The 18366-nt window shown below is 60.4% G+C and carries 12 protein-coding genes and 4 pseudogenes; 7 read left to right on the forward strand and 9 right to left on the reverse strand.

Annotated features, from left to right (window positions below; translation table 11 throughout):
* Window positions 1-325: 325 nt before the first annotated feature.
* Entirely contained in the window at window positions 326-1246 is a 921-nt protein-coding gene (locus tag OKW26_RS19645) for a hypothetical protein (RefSeq protein WP_429354840.1), read from the reverse strand.
* A gap of 1156 nt (window positions 1247-2402) precedes the next feature.
* Window positions 2403-4316 (reverse strand): kelch repeat-containing protein, encoded by a 1914-nt coding sequence (locus tag OKW26_RS19650; protein ID WP_429354841.1) that lies wholly within the window; start codon window positions 4314-4316, stop codon window positions 2403-2405.
* Between the two features lie 432 nt (window positions 4317-4748).
* Between OKW26_RS19650 and OKW26_RS19655 the strand changes: the two genes are divergently transcribed.
* Entirely contained in the window at window positions 4749-5909 is a 1161-nt protein-coding gene (locus tag OKW26_RS19655; RefSeq protein ID WP_429353579.1) for an IS30 family transposase, read from the forward strand.
* A gap of 491 nt (window positions 5910-6400) precedes the next feature.
* Window positions 6401-6754: a BON domain-containing protein gene (locus OKW26_RS19660; RefSeq protein WP_184070392.1), complete on the forward strand. Its 354-nt coding sequence runs from the start codon at window positions 6401-6403 to the stop codon at window positions 6752-6754.
* A 95-nt stretch (window positions 6755-6849) separates the two neighbouring features.
* On the opposite strand, the gene OKW26_RS19665 is transcribed toward OKW26_RS19660, so the two are convergent.
* The 5 genes and pseudogenes from OKW26_RS19665 to OKW26_RS19685 form a co-directional block, all read right to left on the reverse strand.
* Window positions 6850-7152, reverse strand: coding sequence for a hypothetical protein (locus OKW26_RS19665; RefSeq protein ID WP_429354842.1), 303 nt, complete (start codon window positions 7150-7152; stop codon window positions 6850-6852).
* Window positions 7153-7366: 214 nt separating this feature from the next.
* Entirely contained in the window at window positions 7367-8110 is a 744-nt protein-coding gene (locus tag OKW26_RS19670; protein WP_429354843.1) for a hypothetical protein, read from the reverse strand.
* 259 nt (window positions 8111-8369) lie between these two features.
* Window positions 8370-8852, reverse strand: a complete 483-nt coding sequence (locus tag OKW26_RS19675; protein ID WP_184070388.1) for a hypothetical protein — start codon at window positions 8850-8852, stop codon at window positions 8370-8372.
* A 657-nt stretch (window positions 8853-9509) separates the two neighbouring features.
* A pseudogene (locus OKW26_RS19680) lies at window positions 9510-9983 on the reverse strand (IS3 family transposase); the annotation flags it as partial.
* A gap of 79 nt (window positions 9984-10062) precedes the next feature.
* On the reverse strand, window positions 10063-10893 hold the full coding sequence (locus OKW26_RS19685) for a reverse transcriptase domain-containing protein (RefSeq protein WP_429354844.1): 831 nt from the start codon (window positions 10891-10893) through the stop codon (window positions 10063-10065).
* A gap of 41 nt (window positions 10894-10934) precedes the next feature.
* Here OKW26_RS19685 and OKW26_RS19690 point away from each other — a divergent pair.
* From OKW26_RS19690 to OKW26_RS19700, 3 genes and pseudogenes are all read left to right on the forward strand, one after another.
* A pseudogene (locus tag OKW26_RS19690) lies at window positions 10935-11162 on the forward strand (DUF5372 family protein); the annotation flags it as partial.
* A 43-nt stretch (window positions 11163-11205) separates the two neighbouring features.
* Window positions 11206-11370, forward strand: coding sequence for a hypothetical protein (locus tag OKW26_RS19695; RefSeq protein WP_244144848.1), 165 nt, complete (start codon window positions 11206-11208; stop codon window positions 11368-11370).
* Complete coding sequence (locus OKW26_RS19700) at window positions 11363-13582, forward strand: recombinase family protein (protein ID WP_429354536.1); 2220 nt, start codon at window positions 11363-11365, stop codon at window positions 13580-13582. Before OKW26_RS19695 ends, OKW26_RS19700 begins: the two co-directional genes overlap by 8 nt.
* 14 nt (window positions 13583-13596) lie before the next feature.
* On the opposite strand, the gene OKW26_RS19705 is transcribed toward OKW26_RS19700, so the two are convergent.
* Window positions 13597-14031, reverse strand: a complete 435-nt coding sequence (locus tag OKW26_RS19705) for a reverse transcriptase domain-containing protein (RefSeq protein ID WP_429354845.1) — start codon at window positions 14029-14031, stop codon at window positions 13597-13599.
* A 512-nt stretch (window positions 14032-14543) separates the two neighbouring features.
* Window positions 14544-15244, reverse strand: a pseudogene (locus OKW26_RS19710) (IS3 family transposase); the annotation flags it as partial.
* 68 nt (window positions 15245-15312) lie between these two features.
* Here OKW26_RS19710 and OKW26_RS19715 point away from each other — a divergent pair.
* Both OKW26_RS19715 and OKW26_RS19720 read left to right on the forward strand, forming a co-directional pair.
* A pseudogene (locus OKW26_RS19715) lies at window positions 15313-15693 on the forward strand (hypothetical protein); the annotation flags it as partial.
* Window positions 15694-16055: 362 nt separating this feature from the next.
* Window positions 16056-17213, forward strand: a complete 1158-nt coding sequence (locus OKW26_RS19720) for an IS110 family transposase (protein ID WP_429354846.1) — start codon at window positions 16056-16058, stop codon at window positions 17211-17213.
* Window positions 17214-18366: the final 1153 nt, after the last annotated feature.

Consider the following 18366-nt stretch of genomic DNA (forward strand, 5'->3'; position numbering starts at 1 on the left):
CATATTTAAGTGTTCACGAGAAATTGATTTGAAATCTGGTGCCGTATCCGCCGAGCAGCTCAGCGAGTTCAGCGTCGATGAACGGTTCGGGGCGCAGCAATGGTGAGTGATGGATTTTCCCGAAGAACGCAGTCTCCCCTGCTAATGACACTCCCAAGTCCTCTTTGGGGCGACCTTAGCCGCGCGATGGTGGCGCAGCTTGCAATGTTGTTGAAAATACCGGACGGCCTCCCGTTGACCGTTGAGGGAACGCCGACGCCGCAGATACCAATGACTTCGGGCGAAGACATCGATCACGCGTGCGGTCGAACTCACGGAGCGCTATTCAATCGGAAATCGGGACATCAGCGGTTTGGGATATCGCAGCTTGCAGGCTCTTCCACTCGGAATTGTCGCTCATGTCGATCGCGAATTTTCCGACGCTGACGAAAAAGAAGCGCCGCAGGTGTTCCAGAAGCAGTCTGGATGGTAACGATGCCGGATCGGGCTCGCGGTCCTGTAATACAAAGCGGATGTAATAGTCCAGGTACTCACAGGGTGGGACCTCGGGACTGAGAGGGGGTTGCGTATACTCGAATTGCAGTTTGCGAAAGCCGCGCCTATACCACCAGCCTAGGCGTTCCTCCGGATCAATCAGTGCCGATCGCATATCTTCTGCGAGCTGCTCGGCGGTCATGCGAAGTGGGTTATTCTGTTCACAAGTAGTAAATGCTTTAACCCGCCCCGGTCGATTCAGAGAGCCAGCGAACCTCGTGAGTTTTTTCTCCAGATCTTCCAAAAGTCCACCGGCGATTCCGAGGCCGCGATGGCCCTCGTCGACGCAAATGAAGTTGAGCTGGCAGGACGCGCCGAAGTTTTCTCGATCGTCAGCGGGACCAGGATAGCCGTAGAACACATAGTTGGTCGCGCCTACAACTGAACGAGAGTCGGGTTCGACAGCGATAGTGATGCGTTCGCTGAGTGGTCCGAACTCCTTTTGAACGAGGGCGTCCTCATTGAAATCGAGCACGGTCTGAAATCCTTCGATCGGTTCGCGCTCCTCCTCCAACGTGAAGATGCGTTCGTACAGATCGAAAAAACGTGCCAGCAGAGGATCGTTTGCCCGGACGATATCGATGAGCTCCAGCGAGCGAAGGTACTGGACGTAACTTCCATGCACCCGCAGGATGGACTTCGAAACCTCCTGCTGGCGGGCCCGCTGGTCGGCGAGCAGGTACGGGAGACTTGCCTCACTCGTTTTTTGCATGGACGCTCTCCCGCTCGCGTGGCGACGTGGGGTTGTGAAGAAGATTCGCCATCGACTCACGGACGCCTCAAGTTCTCATTGCAGCGGTCGGCAGCGAGAGACCCTGCTATTCTCTCCGAATCGACAGGGATGTCAAATCCGTAGCAGGTGTATTCGAACGATGCAGGAGGTGGATTGCTGCTCGCCGAGACGCAAGGAGTGGCCTTCCTGGAAATTCGTCTTCGGCGAGTGGTGCATTAACTCGACTAAATGCTAGAAAAAACGACCTTGAAGACACAAAGCACAAGTGTATGCCGGAGGTCAGGGAGTTCGAGGCGCGATGGATCCGAGGTAGCCACGCATAGTCCGATGACTGCCGCCCGCGTCGAAGCAACGCGGACGCTGGCGCACGACGGAGGTTGGATCAGCGCAGCCCGGCTGGTGCTGCTCCGCACTTGCTGGCCAGTATGTCGTCCCCGATGGCCGCTGGGTATCAGAAAACTGCCGTTGAGGTCGCGCAGGTTCGAATGGCGGCAGAGGGTCGAAGCTTCGCATACACATGCAGTGGGAACAAAGTTTCGCGCTGCCCCCTGTGCGAACATCGAGAAAGCAACCCTAGGACGCCTGACCAACGTCGACATCTGAATGACGGTAATGGCCGAGATGCTCGCATTGAACATCCGGCCGGTTCCGAAGTGGAACAGCCGTTCGAGTGACCGCACGATGTGTCGGGCGAGCGGCAGAAATTGGCCGAACCCGGACCGATAGCTGAATTGAGAACCGCTTGCCGGCCCGCAGCGGATGATCGTCGCAAGTCGACCCCTTGCCGTCATTCGAGGCTCTGCGCGGGGAACGGCCGTTCTCAAAGTCCAACCGTCATTCGCTCACGCCGGGTAGCCTGCCGCTTGTCGGCCAACGCGGTCTCTGGCTGCAGAGCACTTAACGCCGCCCTGCAACGGCGTAGCCGCCGAACTGCCTGGCATGACAGGCCGAGCATTGATCAGCCAAGTGCGTTCTGAACAGTAGAACAGCGCTATGTTGTAGCGAGCACCCCGACCGGGCTGCCGGCGCGCGAATTGGGACTTCTGACCTCGTGAAGCGGCCATTCCAGGCCCACTATTTTGGGTCTGTACATCGTGCCGAGTCGGTTGATACCCTCAGTTTGTGCTCCCCTCATCTAGTGAAAAAGCTCGGCCGAGCCGGCGGCGCCTCGGCCCTCTCCACCTGCCGCGAGCACTTTTCCGTCCTGCAGCAGGGTGGCGGTATGTCGGCCGCGCGCCTGGATCAGGCTGCCGGTTTGCGACCAGGTCCCTGTCGCCGGATCGTAGAGTTCCGCCGACGACAGAATAGCTGCGTCTGTCTCACCGGCCGCGACGAGGATGTTGCCATCTGGCAGGGGTGTCGCGGTGTGAGCGAAACGCGGCTGAATCAGGTTGCCGGTTTGCATCCAGGTACCAGCACCCGGGTCGTAGAGTTCGGCCCCTGACATCGCGTCGACTCCGTTATAGCCTCCGGAAACAAGTACCTTGCCGCTGGCAAGCAGAGTCGCGGCGAAAAGGGTGCGAGCCTGACTCATGCTGCCGGTCTGGGCCCAGGTTCCCGTCGACGGATCGTATAACTCGCACGACGATAAACGCCCAGCGGTGCCGAGCCCGCCAGACACCAGGACTCGCCCATCGGCAAGCAGGGTTGCAGTGTGGGACTGGCGCGCCTGATTCAGGCTGCCGGTCGGCGCCCAGGTACCGCTGGCGGGATCGTACAACTCGGCAGATGATTCCTCGTTGCCTGAGTCGTCCTCGCCGCCGGCCACCAGCACGCGGCCGTCGGGTAGCATTGTGGCGGTATGCGAGTCCCGTGCATGGGCCATGCTGCCGGTCTGTGACCAGATACCGGTCGTGGGGTCGAACAGCTCGGCGGAGGAACGCAATGTTGTGGGGCCGGTTCCTCCTGCCACCAGCACCTTGCCATCGGGCAGCACCGTGGCCGTGTGTAGTTGACGCGCCTCCCCCAGGCTGCCGGTCGTAGACCAGGTGTTGCTGAGCGGATCATACAGTTCTGCGACGGACAAGACGCCTCCCCGGTATCCGCCCGCCACGAGCACCTTCCCGTCGCGCAGCAGCGTGGCCGTATGCCGAAAACGCGCCTGGTTCAAAGCGTCTGCCGGCAGCCACTCCCCGATCACGGCAGGCTCCACCGTGATGGCTATCTCTGCCGTGACGCTGCCTGCGCTATTGCGGCCTGTGACCGTGAAGAGCGTTTGGCCTTGGGCCTCCGACGGTGTGCCGCTGATGGTCCCGCTCTGCGCATTGATGCTCAGGCCGACCGGGAGCGGTGGTGAGATCGAAAACTGGGAGATTTCACCACCGGTGGACTGCCGCGTGTTATCCACGATCGGCTCACTGACGGTATACACCGGAGCCGGGTCCGAATAGGTCAGGCTCGTCGGCGCGACGATCGTCGCCTGCACCTCGATGTTGAGCTGGGTCTGGACACTGTCCACGCTATTGCTGCCGGTGACCGTGTAGACAGCTGGTGCCGTCACTGTCGTTGGCGTGCCGGTAATGACGCCTGTCTGCGGATCGAGGGAAAGTCCCGCGGGAAGCGCAGGCGACACGCTGTATTGCGTGATCTCGCCGCCCTCGGTGATGGGCGTGTTGGGCGTGATCTGCAGATTGGTCACATAGACAACCGAACTGTCCCCGTAACTAAGGTTTCCCGGTGCGATGGCGGTGGCCTTGACCTCGATGTCCAACCGGGTGGAGGCACTCCCCGCCGCATTATTGCAGGTGACGGTGTAAACCGTGTCATTGGTTACGGCTGCGGGCGTGCCGGTGATCGTGCCGGTCTGCGGATTCATGGTGAGACCGGCAGGCAGCGCAGGCGACACGCTGCATTGCGTTATCGCTCCGCCGCTGTTGCTCAGCGTATCGGGGATGATTGCGGTACCCTCCGCGTGCACCACCGAAGAACCGCGTTCGGTTAGCCCGGCAGGCGGAGCAGAGGTGCCAATGTTGCTCCCACCGCCGTGACATCCGGCCACCAGCAGAGCAAATACCATCAGCAGACCATTCAGGTGATGTTGTATGCGCATACCAGTGTCCTCCGCCCTACAAATTCACAATAGCCGCATCGACGACGTCGGAGGAAATATTCTTCACTTTCGCCGAAGCAGGCCTGCCAGCCAATATGCCGCTTTTGCACCCCGCCACGGCTGGTGAGTCTGTGCGATTGGGCTACCGCGGACAGGCTGTCGACCTTTTCACTGTCCGCATTGGTCGATGAAGCAACGGTTCACCTTTGGAATTCGAATGGCCGTTTGCTGGGCGGAGCCGACGTCTGAACGTCCGAGCGTAGGTGGCGTGCGAATGTCGCTTCATGGCCGATCTTTGTCCGACGTCGACCAACGGCACGCGAGCCACTTCTGCCCTTCGACGTGGAAAGACCGCAACAGCAACTTCCAAAGGCGGATTCAACCGGTCGATGCAACACACTGAAGACTGCGCAAGCAGCAGGAGTGTTGCAAATGAAGCAGAGACGCCGGATTTATTACAGTGAGACGCAGAAAGCGCTGATGTGGGAACGTTGGCGCAACGGCGAATCTCTGCAGAAGATCGCCCAGCTCTTTGATCGTAACCACTCGTCGGTTCAGGGGATTCTGGCTGAGACAGGCGGGATCCAGCCGCCACAAAGGCACCGCTCGGGATTGGCGTTGACGCTGGAGGAGCGCGAAGAGATCTCGCGAGGGCTTGTGGCTGACGATTCGATCCAGTCAATTGCAAAACGACTTTCGCGAGCGCCTTCCACCATCTGTCGTGAGATCAAACGTAACAGCGGACCAGACGGTTATCGGGCGACCTACGCCGATCAGCTTGCATGGGATCGGGCACAGCGTCCCAAAGCCTGTAAACTGGTTGAGCACCGGATGCTGGCGCAGATGGTTGCAGGCAAGCTCCAGTTACAGTGGTCACCGCAGCAGATTGCCGGATGGCTCAGGCGGGCGTATCCAGATGACGAGGACCACCACGTGTCTCACGAGACGATCTATCGCAGTCTCTTCATCCAGGCCCGTGGTGCCCTGAAGAAGGAGTTGCTGGTGCATTTACGGCGTACCCGTGCCATGCGCCGGTCGCGCCACCACACACAGAAGACGGACGATCACGGCAGGATTCGGGACACCGTATCAATCAGCGAACGCCCCGCGAGTGTTAAAGACCGCGCGGTACCCGGGCATTGGGAAGGTGATCTGCTGTGCGGCAGCGGAAGCAGCCAGATAGCAACGCTTGTCGAGCGTCAGACACGCTATGTCATGCTGGTCAGGATCCCCTGCAAGGATAGCGAAACGGTCATCAATGCACTCATCAAACATGCCAGCAAGTTGCCCCAGGAACTCTATAGATCGCTGACATGGGATCGGGGAACAGAGATGGCCGGGCACAAACGCTTCACCGTCGCCACTGATATCCAGGTCTACTTCTGCGACCCCCAGCATCCATGGCAACGTGGATCGAACGAAAATACAAACGGGCTGTTAAGGCAGTACTTCCCGAAAGGCACCGACCTGTCAGCGTATTCGCAGGCTAAACTCAATGCCGTGGCAAGACGATTGAACGAGCGTCCGAGAAAGACACTGGGCTACGAAACGCCTGCCGAACGGTTCCAGCAAACTATTGCATCGACCGGTTGAATCCGCCAAGTACAGCGGCCGTTCACGCGGATGTCTATGCGCCACACAAGGCGCGCGCGACGGTCAAAAGGAGAGCCTTGACGGCCTGCCTCGAAGTACTCAGCTTCAACGTCCGATACAAAGACTACGAGCGTCATAACCGTACGGGCGCTAGCTGGAGCGCAAACACGCGCCAGTTGAGGCGTTCAGCGTTCCTTGCCATGTGTACTGGAGTCGGGCGCCTCCGTGCAGCGCGTTGAGGCGTAACCTTTCAGCACGCTGATCGTGCACGTGGTGAGGTGGCTTCCAATGCGTCACGCGTTCGGATCTTGCGGTGAAGCCTCGCCAGCGATACTGCGGCTGCTCATTCGCGAACTCGCCCGATGATCGGCCTGCCAGCGAGCGCGCGTCTGGATACGGGCTTTCCCTTAATCGTGCAAGCAGCTTTGTTAGAAGCGGAATGTTGGCTATCTTTGACTCACCATCTGCCAGGCCGAACGAGAGAGGCAATCATGAAAGCATGGAACGTCGTGAATCTGCTCGTCGTCGTAGGATGCGTGACGTTGACGTCGAACGTCTACGCGCAAGCCAGCAACGCTATGCCGATGGGCTCGAGTCCGGCTGCAAGTTCAGGCAAGGCGACGCCAGCGGACAAGAAGCTGGCTCGGGATGTACGCAAGGCGTTGTCGAAAGCGCCCAACTTCAACGTGTCGAACGTATTCGTCAAGGCGCGCGGCGGTGTCGTGACATTATCCGGCAGCGTGTCGGACGGTCCTCAGATCCAGCAGGCCGCGGAAGTGGCGAAGGGCGTGCCGGGTGTAACGTCGGTGAGTAACCATCTGACGCTCTATACGAAAGGCTATTGACGCTTCGAGGCGGCGCCGGGAAGTACTGGCCGTTTTCAGCCGTGAAAAGAGGAGCCGCCGCTCTCGCAGGACAAGATGTTCACCGTGCCGGTGGACTATCTCTCCTGGTGCGTGGGCCACGAACGCTCGGACCTGAAGTATCTGAAGGATTCGGTGCGCGCGATGTACCGATGAAACGTTGTTCCAAGAGCGCGAAAGGCACTTGACGACCCGATACTCGAATGTTCCTTGCGCAGCTTATCCGGCCTCGGGTTGGATTTAGAAATGTTGGCGTGGGTGCGAAGGAACGCGAGATAGTTGTCGTCTTCGGCCAGCAGGTAATCATTGAACTGTTCGGTAGCAGGGTCGGCGTAGACGATGTAGCCGCGTTCGCTGACGAGAAGGATGTCGTTAGGCATGGCGGTGTCTCCTCGAAGATTAACAGTACTTGAAAAGCAGGGGCCGAACAACCCGTGCTACGAGCATGACTAGGTCGGTAAGGCCAGTCTTCGTGGTCAGGGTGCTGAGCCCTCGCGAATTCCGACTCGATGGGGGGGAAGGATTGCGTTCGTCGTCCCAGCTCCGGCCATTCGCGCGCGCGATACCCGTCGCGCGGTGCGCCGCACGCCCGGTTCAATGCGATCGGCCGTGGCCGCCGCCGCCCCAGTAACGGCCGCCGCCCCAGCCGCCACCGCCACCGCCACCGCCGCCCCAGCCGCCACCGCCGCCCCAGTTCGCGTGACCGGCGCCCGAAGCGCTGCTGCCGTAGCTACCACCTCCCCAGCTGGCGTGACTGCCGCTCCACGCACCCTGTCCATTTCCAGAGTAAGCGTGGCTGTAGTAGCCGTGTCCATAGTACCCATGGCCCGAGTAGCCGTGGGCGGCCCAGTAGGTGTGATGGCCATAGTGGTAGTGGCCGTAACCGCCGCAACACCCGCCCCAGAAGGCGAACGACACCGACGGCCACCAGTAGTAGCCCGGCCAGTACCCGTAGTACGGGTATGGATACGCGTAGGGGTAGGCCGGTGGATAGGCGATTGGATAGTACGCCGGCGCGCCATAGGCGGGCGCGGGGGCGAAATCGTACGTCGATGGCGGCCCGTCGGGCGACGTGCCGTCGGGCATGTTGAATTCCTCTGGCGCCGGAGGCTGCTGCGACGGGTCCCCGGGCGCGACGGGCACCCCATGCTGCGTGGCCGCCGTCGGCACGGCGGGATAGCCGTTCGGATAGGCAGTGGAATAGGTAGCAGGATAGGGGTAATACCCGTAGCCTGGATAGTAGCCGTACGGTACGTAGTAACAGCCTGACAGCCCGCCGGACAACGCAAGAACTGCAACGGCGCTGCCGGCGCGCAACGTTGCATCGAGCGGGTTCATGACATGCTCCCTCGTTATTCGCGCGGCGACATGCGCCTCACACTTTCCATTCAGCTTATGTCAGGGTTCCATGTTGCACGTTATAAAGTGGTAACGGCGTATTTCAGGTAGTGACCACCCCGGAGATTGAACTGAACATCGCGAGGTCGTATCCGCCTTCAGCTTTTCGCAGATCGCCCAGATTTCCTTGAGCTTCAGCGGAGGCTTCTGATCAGTGAGCTTTACGCTGGGCCGCGTGCAAGGCACCGTGAGGCCCGGACTAGCCTTTTTGCATCCAGTACTCGCCCTCGCATTTACTCTCATTTAGGTTCTGTGAGACGTCCGTGTTGGTCACAAAGTGAAGGATGCCGCAAATGCCACGCAGCTTCCCCGTGCCGCCAGTGAGCACCGTGCTTCCTATGACGGTGCGGACATCGGCGGACTGGCCGGTTGCAGACTGTGAGATCCCGTCAAACTTGCCGAAAATCTTGTCGCCGTCTTCCAGGTTGTAAAACCCATAGCCGATGACGGTGCCGTTGCCATCGACGGTGTCAACGGTGCCGCGCATCCATTGCTCCGTGACGCTTACGCCAGCAAACATCAACGCGCCCTTGGGAAAGGTGCGATGCAGTTCATAGAGTGCGAGCGAATGCCCCGGTATGTCTTCAACGTCCAGCAGGTGAAGCAGCGTGTATTTCGAATTTTCGCCTGACACCTCGTAGGATATTTTCTCCCGCCTTTGAGCGGAACTTGACTGGTTCATAGTCAGCCTCCATTGCGTAGTCCGTTCACCTTGCCGATGACTTTGCCACTAACTTCGGTAGCGGGCACCCGCAAAGCACTTTCAGTATCGGACGCGCCGTGGCACCCGCAAGGGATTTTCACATCCGTTCCGGCGTTCCGCCTTAACACCGTTCGGAGACCGTAGACGACCCACATCTGCCCTTCGACCCGACGCGATCGCTGCGGCAGCTTCCAAAGGCGGAACAGCCATTCGAGCAGCCGTCTTGGCCGGGAAGTTCTCGGCCTTTGCCGCCGTTGGGATTGCTGAGCTGACGAAGAACGGATCAAGCCGGTGCCTACGGCCGCTGTCGCGCGGCCGAGTTGACCGTGCAAGGCTTTGCGATAGACTACCTTGATCCTGGAGGGGTTTTTCGTGGCTGATCTTAGAACCATGTTGGTCCGTTCGAACGCCGCTTGCGCCCTGTTTTGCATGTCGCTGCTGACGCACGCTGGGACGTCGGCAGACTCAGCCACGGTTACCCATGCGACCGAGCCTGAAATATCTGCCTCTGCAGATGTCCTGTCGACTCGGCCTTTCGTGGGCGACGACCCGGTTGCCATCAGAGACGCCTTGGCGGAGCAGAGCTTCGATGCCTGACGTTGCCCGCGAATTTCGGATCCCTTAACTGAGCGGAGATTATGCCACCCGTTGGTTCTGGGCGGCGTGCCAGTCCTGCTCGAATTGCATCGGGCTGACGTAGCCCAACGTCGAGTGCAAGCGCGAATGATTGTAGAAGCTCAACCAGTCGATTACCTCGTCCATCGCTTCGCGACGCGTTGCAAAGCGCTGGCCAAGGATGCGTGCTCGCTTGAGCGATCCCCACAGGCTTTCGGTCGGCGCGTTGTCCCAACAATTTCCTCGACGGCTCATCGAGCTGCGCATGCCGTAGCCCTTAAGCAGGTCCTGGAAGTCATGACTGCAATACTGGCTACCCCTGTCGCTATGGACGATCAGGCCCGCTTCCGGCCGGCGGCGAAACCACGCCATACGCAGCGCGTCAGACACCAGCTCCGTGCGCATGTGTGGCTGCATCGACCAACCCACCACCTGACGGCTGAACAGGTCGAGGATGACCGTAAGGTACAGCCAGCCCTCGTCAGTCCAGAGGTACGGGTGAGTAGACCGTGGGAGTTGCACCCACGGCCCCTCGCAGAACCGGACGTGAACCTCTCGATTCATCCGGCTCCCATCATCCAGCCGTTGGTAAGCATCCCCGCTTCCAGTGCACAAATGCATTTGGAAACTTCCGCGCAAGCCGCCCGAGAGCGTATCCGGCCCGGCGTTTGTGCCGGGCGAGATGTTTGTACTTGCGCATCATCCAACGAGTCAGGTACGCATTCACGTGCTTCCACACAGTAGACATCTCCGATTCGTAGAACCGGCCATAATACTGATGCCAACCTCGCAGGATCGGATTGAACATAGCTGATAGATCAGCCACGCTCTTGTCACATTTCAGCTGAAGGTGCCACCCCCGTATGGCCTGCCGCATCGCCTTGAGAGCGTCACGGCTCACTGCGGGGGCGAAGTTCACATACACGCGTCCGTACTTGTCGACTGCTTTTCGCGGTCGGAAGGTATAGCCAAGAAACGTGAATTGCACACACGGGAAGTCTCCCTGCCGATTGATGTCTTTACAGTACACAATCCGCGTTTTCTCCGGATGCAGTTCGAGCCCACACTGCTTGAAGCGCTCACCAACTCTTGCCAACGCAAACTGGGCTTGTGCCAGACTTCGGCAATGAATAACACCGTCATCCGCGTAGCGACAGAAACGCACGCTCTTAAGATGACGGCTCACCCAGTGGTCAAAGGCGTAGTGCAAAAACAAGTTGGCCAGCAAAGGACTCACGACGCCGCCTTGCGGCGTGCCGCGCGTTCTCTCCATAAGCGTGCCGTCTGCCATTTGCATTGGCGCTTTCAGCCAACGCTCGACGTACAGCAACACCCATGGCGTCTGACAGTGCTTTCTGAGCGCCCGCATAAGCAGCTCGTGATCGATGTTATCAAAGGAAGCCACGACAGACTACCCCATCCCACGACGTTCCTGAATCAGTCGTCATCACACGAGCTGGCCATCCGTTCGAAGGCCAGCGCCTACAGGTCATCAGCCGACGGCAACGCGCCGGCCGATTACACTTTCTGCTGATCCTGCCCGACGAGTCCCGCGGGCTTATTCCCATCGACTGGACCGACTTCCCAGCGTCCACAGCCAACGGCGTCACCATCGCCGCCGCTTCGCGAGCCGACGCCATCGGTTCACTCGCCGATCTTCTCCGCGCTCGCGCGATCATTGACGCTTTACTGCGCCAGACGGAACAGGAGAGCGACGATGCAACTGAACCTGCCCCTAGCGGACCTGCCGTCGGACGACGGCAGCCTATGGGAACAACTGGACCAAACGGCGCGCGACGCGGTGATCGACGCACTCGCTCGCGCAATCGCGAGGGTCGTGACGCAAAGCCGTCAGGGCCAGCGGGAGAACGATGATGAGTGAGGCCAGCAGCAAGATTAGTCCCAGTCATTTGCAGCGCACCGCGTTCGTCTACATTCGCCAGTCCAGCGCCAACCAGGTTGAGAACAACCGTGAATCGACGCAACGCCAGTACGCGCTCGCCCAGCGAGCCACCGCCCTCGGCTGGCCCGAGCAGCACGTCTGCGTAGTTGACGATGACCTGGGGCTTTCGGGGGCCACTACGGCAAGCCGCGGCGGCTTCGCACGCATGACTGCCGAAGTCGCACTCGGGCACGCCGGCATCATTCTCGGGCTCGAAGTGTCACGTCTGGCGCGCAACAATTCTGACTGGTACCGGTTGCTCGACCTTTGCACCATGACCGATACGCTTATCGGCGACGCCGACGGCGTGTACAACCCGGCGCTTTTCAACGATCGTCTGCTTCTCGGCCTGAAGGGCACGATGAGCGAGGCCGAACTGCATACCCTGCGTGCGCGTCTCGACGGTGGCATCCGGAACAAGGCTGCACGAGGCGAACTGCGACGAGGTCTGCCTACTGGAATGGTTTGGGGCGAGGCTGAAGGCGAGGTGCGACTGCATCCGGACGAAGCCGTTATCAGCGTGCTGCGTGCGGTGTTCGCCCGCTTTAGCGAGTTCGGCACAGCTCGCCGTGTCTGGCTATGGTTTCGCGCAGAGAACCTATCGTTCCCGCTGCAGCTCAACTACAGCACCCCTGAAGCGATCCGCTGGGTCGCACCGACCTACATCGCGATCTACAACGTGCTCACCAATCCGGTTTATGCTGGTGCCTACTGTTACGGCAAGAGCCGCAAAGAACGCTATGTCGACGAGCACGGTGTGCTCAAGACACGGATACGACGCCTGCCTCAGTCGCAGTGGTCCGTGCTCATCCGCGATCATCATGAAGGTTACATCGATTGGGCAACCTACGAGACCAATCAAATGCGTCTGGCTACCAATACCAAGCCCCGCCCCCACGAAGCCGGCGGCGCCGTGAGAGAAGGTACCGCCTTGCTGCAAGGTCTGGCAACATGTGGCCACTGCAGCCGCAAACTTGGAACTCACTATCGTGGAACCAACCAGACGCCTGGTTACCACTGCTCGAACAAAGGGATCGAGAATAGTCGCGGCGTCTACTGCCTTAACGTCGGCGGCCTGCAAATCGACGCGGCAGTTACTCAGGCCTTTCTCCATGCGGTTGAACCCGCAGGCCTTGAGGCTGCCGTACGCGCGGCTGAACGTCTCGAAGCTGATCATGATGCCGCGCTCGCGCAGTGGCGCCTGAGCGTTGAACGGGCGCAGTATGAAGCACAGCGTGCCGAGCGGCGATACCGTGCCGTGGATCCCGAGAACCGCCTCGTCGCACGCGGGCTCGAAGCGCAATGGGAGAAGCAGTTGTACGAACTCGAGCAGGCACAGCAGGAGCTTGCCCGTCGTGAACAACTTCGTCCGCGAACATTGAGTGCTCAGGAACGACACAACCTGCTCTCGCTCGGCCAGGATCTCCAGCGCTTATGGGAGGCGCCGAGCCTCGCCGTGCGCGACAGGAAGCAGTTGCTGCGCACGCTACTCGAGGAGGTTTCGATTACCGTCAATCGCGAACAATATCAGGCTCATCTGAAGCTGCGCTGGCGCGGCGGCAAGCTCACCGAATGCGATGTTGCACTACCTCGCTCGCGTCCTGCCACCATTCGCACCGACGAAGATACCCTGGCATTGGTACGTCGACTCGCGCAGCACTATCCCGATGCGACCATCGCAGGCATCCTCAACGCGCAAGGCCGTCTGAGCGCACAGGGCCTTCGTTTCAACCAGAACCTTGTTGGCAACCTGCGCCGTCACTGGAAGATTCCCTGCTTCGAACCACCGGCTGAACGGCCTGAAGGAGAACTGCTCAGCATTCGCCAGGCCGCCCGGGTACTGTGCACCGCACCGTCGACACTCCACCGCTGGGTCAACGCCGGCTTCATCGCTGGCGAGCATCCCACGACCGGCGCACCTTGGCGCATCCGCATCACGGAAGCGTTGCGTGGCCTCTTTGTTGATAGTACTCCTGATGGATACGTCGCCATGCAAGTCGCAACGCGACGACTTGGCGTTTCCCGTCAAACGGTGTTGCAGCGTGTAAAGCGCGGCGAACTCGACGCCGTACTGGTCCGTCGTGGACGAGCCAAAGGCTTACGTATCAAGGTCGTCAACGATCAGCCGGACTTCTTCGAACGCACTTCATGAACCAAGGGGCATTGCTATGAGAGATCCAAGAGTCCCTTGATATCGAATTCGACCACCCAGTCATATTCCCAACTTCGCCGCCTCACCATGGCGATCGCATCGTGCGCGGAGCGCCCCGGACGATAACCATAGGAATTGACATGAAACACCGGGTCGATGACTGGCTCAAGCAGACGCTTGACCACCGTCTGCGCCACCCTGTCCGCGACCGTCGGTACACCTAGCATACGCACCCCGCCGGACTTCTTCGGGATGGGCACGCCCTTGACTGGCGGCGGGAAGTAGCTTCCAGAACACAACCGGTTCCAGAGCCTGTACAGGTTGTCGCTTAGGCGGCTCTCGAAATTCTCCAGAGTCTCGCGATCTATGCCTGCCGATCCTCCGTTTGCTTTAACACTTTGATATGCTTCCCAGACAAGCGCCTTAGGAATGTCATACGACCTGGTCATTGTGCTGTGCTCCTCCCGCCTACGCGGTTGACACAACCCAATGCCTGGATAACGCAGCCCCTTCGCTCCACCGCCATTACAGCGGCTTCAACACTACTACGAGCTGCTCCGCCCCTTGGTGGCGCATCGCTACTATCGGCCTCGCCTTTCGAGCTTGTGCCTTTCGCTTTATATCGCCACCGAAGGTTCCCGCAGTTCAACGTAAGAGCCTGGATCAGACTCACGCTGCCTCTATGCCGGACACCGCCTGGCCCGTAAGCAGGTAACGGCCAGACTAATCGTGGGGCAACATCACTCCCCAGTTTTGATGTCATCTGAGTACTTTCGACACTTGAACGGCAGTTCACGGTTGTTCGCCTTCCTGATCCATACCTGATGCCTTGTGGCACCTTTTCCATAACGCTCACGACCCTGGCTTTTGACCAACGCCGCTTATGGTGGTTTGCAACCCGCTCCTGCAAGCCGATTGCGAGGGGCCATACCCTCATCTCTTACGCCGCTTGCTGCGGCACACTGATGTCCGTACTCCAGGCCTGATCGGGGCGAGCAGGCGAGAAATCGCGTTGCAGCAGGTTCGGCGCGACCGGCAGGTTGTGGTTGCTGTCGGTGGTGGCCTTGAAGCGGCGTTTGGTCTTCGCCTTGATGCCATGCAGCTTCATGAGCCGCTGGACACGATCCTTGCTGACGCGAATGCCCTGGGCAAGCAGCTTCTTCCACACCCGCGGCCAGCCGTACTCGCCTTTGGATTCAGCGTGCACGGCCTTGATGTGGACCAGCAGGGCGTCGTTGCTGATGCGTCGGCGCGGACGCTCCGTATCGACGTCCCGGGCCTTGCGGGCGTGGTAACCGCTGGGGCTGACACCCAGCACCTGGCAGGTCAGGGAAACCGGCCATTGTCGGCTGTGAAGTTCAATCCAGGCGTACTTCAATCCGACACCTTTGCGAAGTACGCCGTGGCTTTTTCCAATATGTCGCGCTCCATCTTCACGCGTGCCAACTCCGCGCGCAGCCGGGCAATCTCCATCTGTTCGGGAGAAACCTGCTTGCCTGCGCCGTTCAGCTTGCCAGCGGCATCGGCCTTAACCCAGTTGTGCAGCGTCTTCGGGCTAATGGCTAGTATCTTTGCCACCGCCGCCATGCTCTGGCCGCTGCGGACCATGCGCACGGCTTCTATCATGAATTCCTGCGTGTACCGTGCTCTCGGATTACCCATCTTTCCTTCCTCCTCGCGTGAGTTTTACACACTCAGCAAGGGATCCATTTTTTACGGGCAAGCTCATGATCCTGCTCAAGAAGACCATAACCGGACCACGCGGTCGAGGGCTTGTGGTGGCGCCTGAGGCGAAGGCCAAGGGGTACATCCAACACATCGATCTGATTGAACTCAAGTCCGGCAAACGGAGCAAATCCAGGGTTCACGGACGCGTGACACTCTCGCAGGCGGCGTTCGACGAAGCGAATGGAGACTTCGCGATTGTGCTGATGTGTATCATGGCGCCGCCTTACCTGACCGATCGACGCGAACATAGCGATCCCAGCGACGTCGAGCCCACAGACATCACAACAAGAACCTCGACGCTGTACACGAACATTCACGCCATCTGGCTGGTGAGCCCGCAGCGGGGTATCGTGCTATCGAAGAAGCTGCATCTGTCGAAGTAAAATCCCTTGATTGTTTTTTGAGATCGCAGTGCCGGAATGGTCGCCCGTAAGCTGTGACCCTTTGCAACGATTAATTGAGGGCGGGCAATGCGTCGGTACACCTTCTCTCGTCCGAAAGTGAACCTGCTGAACATGCCAGCCTTAGCTGGACGCGCACACCCCTGACCACGCCAGGGGGCTTCCCGTGTTGCGTACGCTTTCCTTGTGTACACATGCTGTCGCCACTACCCCGGCGCAGCGACCGGGCGTCCTGCCTGCTCATTCACCCAGCCGCATCAGATCCTATGTATCGGGACACCTGCGGGTAAACCGAACCGAGTCATAAAATCAGTTGATCGAACCTTGCTACGAGGAGAGGCATCATGCGCACCGATCAGACGTTCACGACCGGTAGTAATGAGGAGCTCGTGCTCGCGGTCTCGCTCGAGCTGGCCGCCGGCAAGTGGAAGGTCGCGCTGCACGATGGCCGGCGCGAGAAGCCCGCCGTCCACACGGTCGCGCAGCCGCTGGCCGCTGACCGCCTGCAGGCCGTGCTTGACGTCATCGAACAACAGAAGCTGAAGTGGTCGCTGCCGGCCGGCGTGCGCATCGTCGTGAGCTACGAGGCCGGCCAGGACGCGTTCTGGATCTGTCGCGCGCTGCAAACGCGCGGCATTGAATGTTACGTCGTCGATCCCGCCAGCATTCCGGTCGAGCGCCACAGGCGGCGCGCGAAGACCGACCGGCTCGATGCCATCAAGCTGGTGATCAACCTGCGTGCGTGGCTGCGCGGCGAACGCGACCGCATGCATGTGGTGCACGTGCCCTCCGCCCAGGATGAAGCATCGCGCCAGCTGATGCGTGATCGCGGCCAACTGCACAAGGAAGTGAACCAGCACTTCGACCGGATGCGCAAACTGCTGGCCACACTCGGCTGCTGGGATGAGGTCGACCACAGGGCCTTCGCGGGCCGGCTCGCCCGTGACGAGGTGCGCTGTCATGACGGCACGCCGCTGCCGCCCGAACTGCGTGAGCGCCTACTGCGCGAATGCGAACGGCTGGCGCTGGCGCAGCAGCAACTCGCCGCGCTGGAGAAGACGCGACAGGCGAGCGTGCCGGCGCCCGTGCGCCAGCGCAGCGATGCCCTGGCACGCCTGAAGGGCATTGGCGAAGTGGGCGCGTCGCGCCTCACGCTCGAACTGTTCTGGCGGGAGTTCAGCAACCCGCGCCAGGTGGGCGCGTGCGTCGGGCTGGTGCCGCAGCCCTGGGACAGCGGCGAGAGCCAGACCGACCAGGGCATCAGCCGGCAGGGCAACCGGCGCGTGCGTGCCCTGCTGGTCGAGATGGCGTGGTGCTGGCTGCGCCACCAGCCCGGCAGTGCACTGACACAGTGGTTCAACCAGCGCACGCAGGGCACGGGACCGAACCGCCGCGCGCGGCGCATCGCAATCGTGGCGGTGGCACGGCGCCTCGCGATTGCCCTGTGGCGCTACCTGAGGGACGGCGTCATCCCTGCGGGAGCCCAGTTGAAGTCCACCTGAGCTCCGCTTCGGCCTTCGCGTCGGGTCATGGAAATCCGCTGGACGAGGAGTCATGGGAGGTGCATATGGTCTGAAGCGAACATGCCCGTGGGGAAGGCGGGTTGCTCACGCAACCGATTTGTCAGATGGGGCATGTTCCCGCTCACGAGGTCGGCACAACGCGCATCGGATGAGGCTGGCCCCAGTGCCAGCGGATAGAAGTCGGTGGGACGTCAGGTCCCACGCGCGCGGCGATTTGGCTTCGGACCAGACGGAATATCGAATTGATCGCAGCAATGGAGGGGCCGAAATTCGCCCTGCAGGCTGGCGAACGCAATCACCTGCGCTCGCCAGCCCGGGTCAGGCTATTGTGCCTTCGCAGCGTCAAGGGTCGCTGCGCTCAGGCTTCACCTGCCCTTGACCCCGCTACGGCACTTCTTTATGGAGCACGCCCGATGTGCATCGATGTGTGATTTGCAGTCAGTTTCGCGCGAAACGCCTTGACAACTTGCTGCTCATAGAAGCCTTCCCCGATAGGGTGTTCGGGTCGGCCTGCGCATCGGCATTCTCGAGGATTGCTCGGCGTTTACTCGCGTTACGGCCCGCACACTCGCGCTGTCACCAATTCGTGAGACGCTTCACCAGAGGCTTCAGCCACTTCGTTACCTCCATAGCTGCTCCTTATAGGTTGCTTCCGGCTGGAGCAATCGCCGGGCGGGGCTCTCACCCGCTGGAAAGCGCCGCCTTTTCACGGCGCACATCCACAACTGCGGTTCGGATTGGCGCAACATCAATGACTGCTTCCGGGGTGCAACTGCCCGCGGTATCGCCGGGTTTGCGCGTGCATCATCACCGGTGACCGACAGTGGGACGAGTTCCCGATCAACCCAGCCGTAGGCGTCGCATACGTGACCACAAATCGCGAGAACGCGATCCGATCGCGTGGGCTTCGAGCACGACAGTAATCGCAACGGCAGAACGGTGATCGCGGGAGAGCCTTTCACGCCGGCAATCGCCGGTCCTTCAGCGGGCGCCTAGGGGCGTGCGTCGGGTGACTATGGATGCATCGCCGACATCACAGCCGATGGTAGAAACTCCGGACCGCCCGACAGCGTATTTCGTACCGCAAAGCAGCTGCCGGGTCGAGTTGCCAAGGCTCGCGTAGGGCGGCAGC

Origin of the sequence: Paraburkholderia sp. 32 (genome assembly GCF_050435345.1) — a bacterium.
Taxonomy (GTDB): Bacteria; Pseudomonadota; Gammaproteobacteria; order Burkholderiales; family Burkholderiaceae; genus Paraburkholderia; species Paraburkholderia tuberum.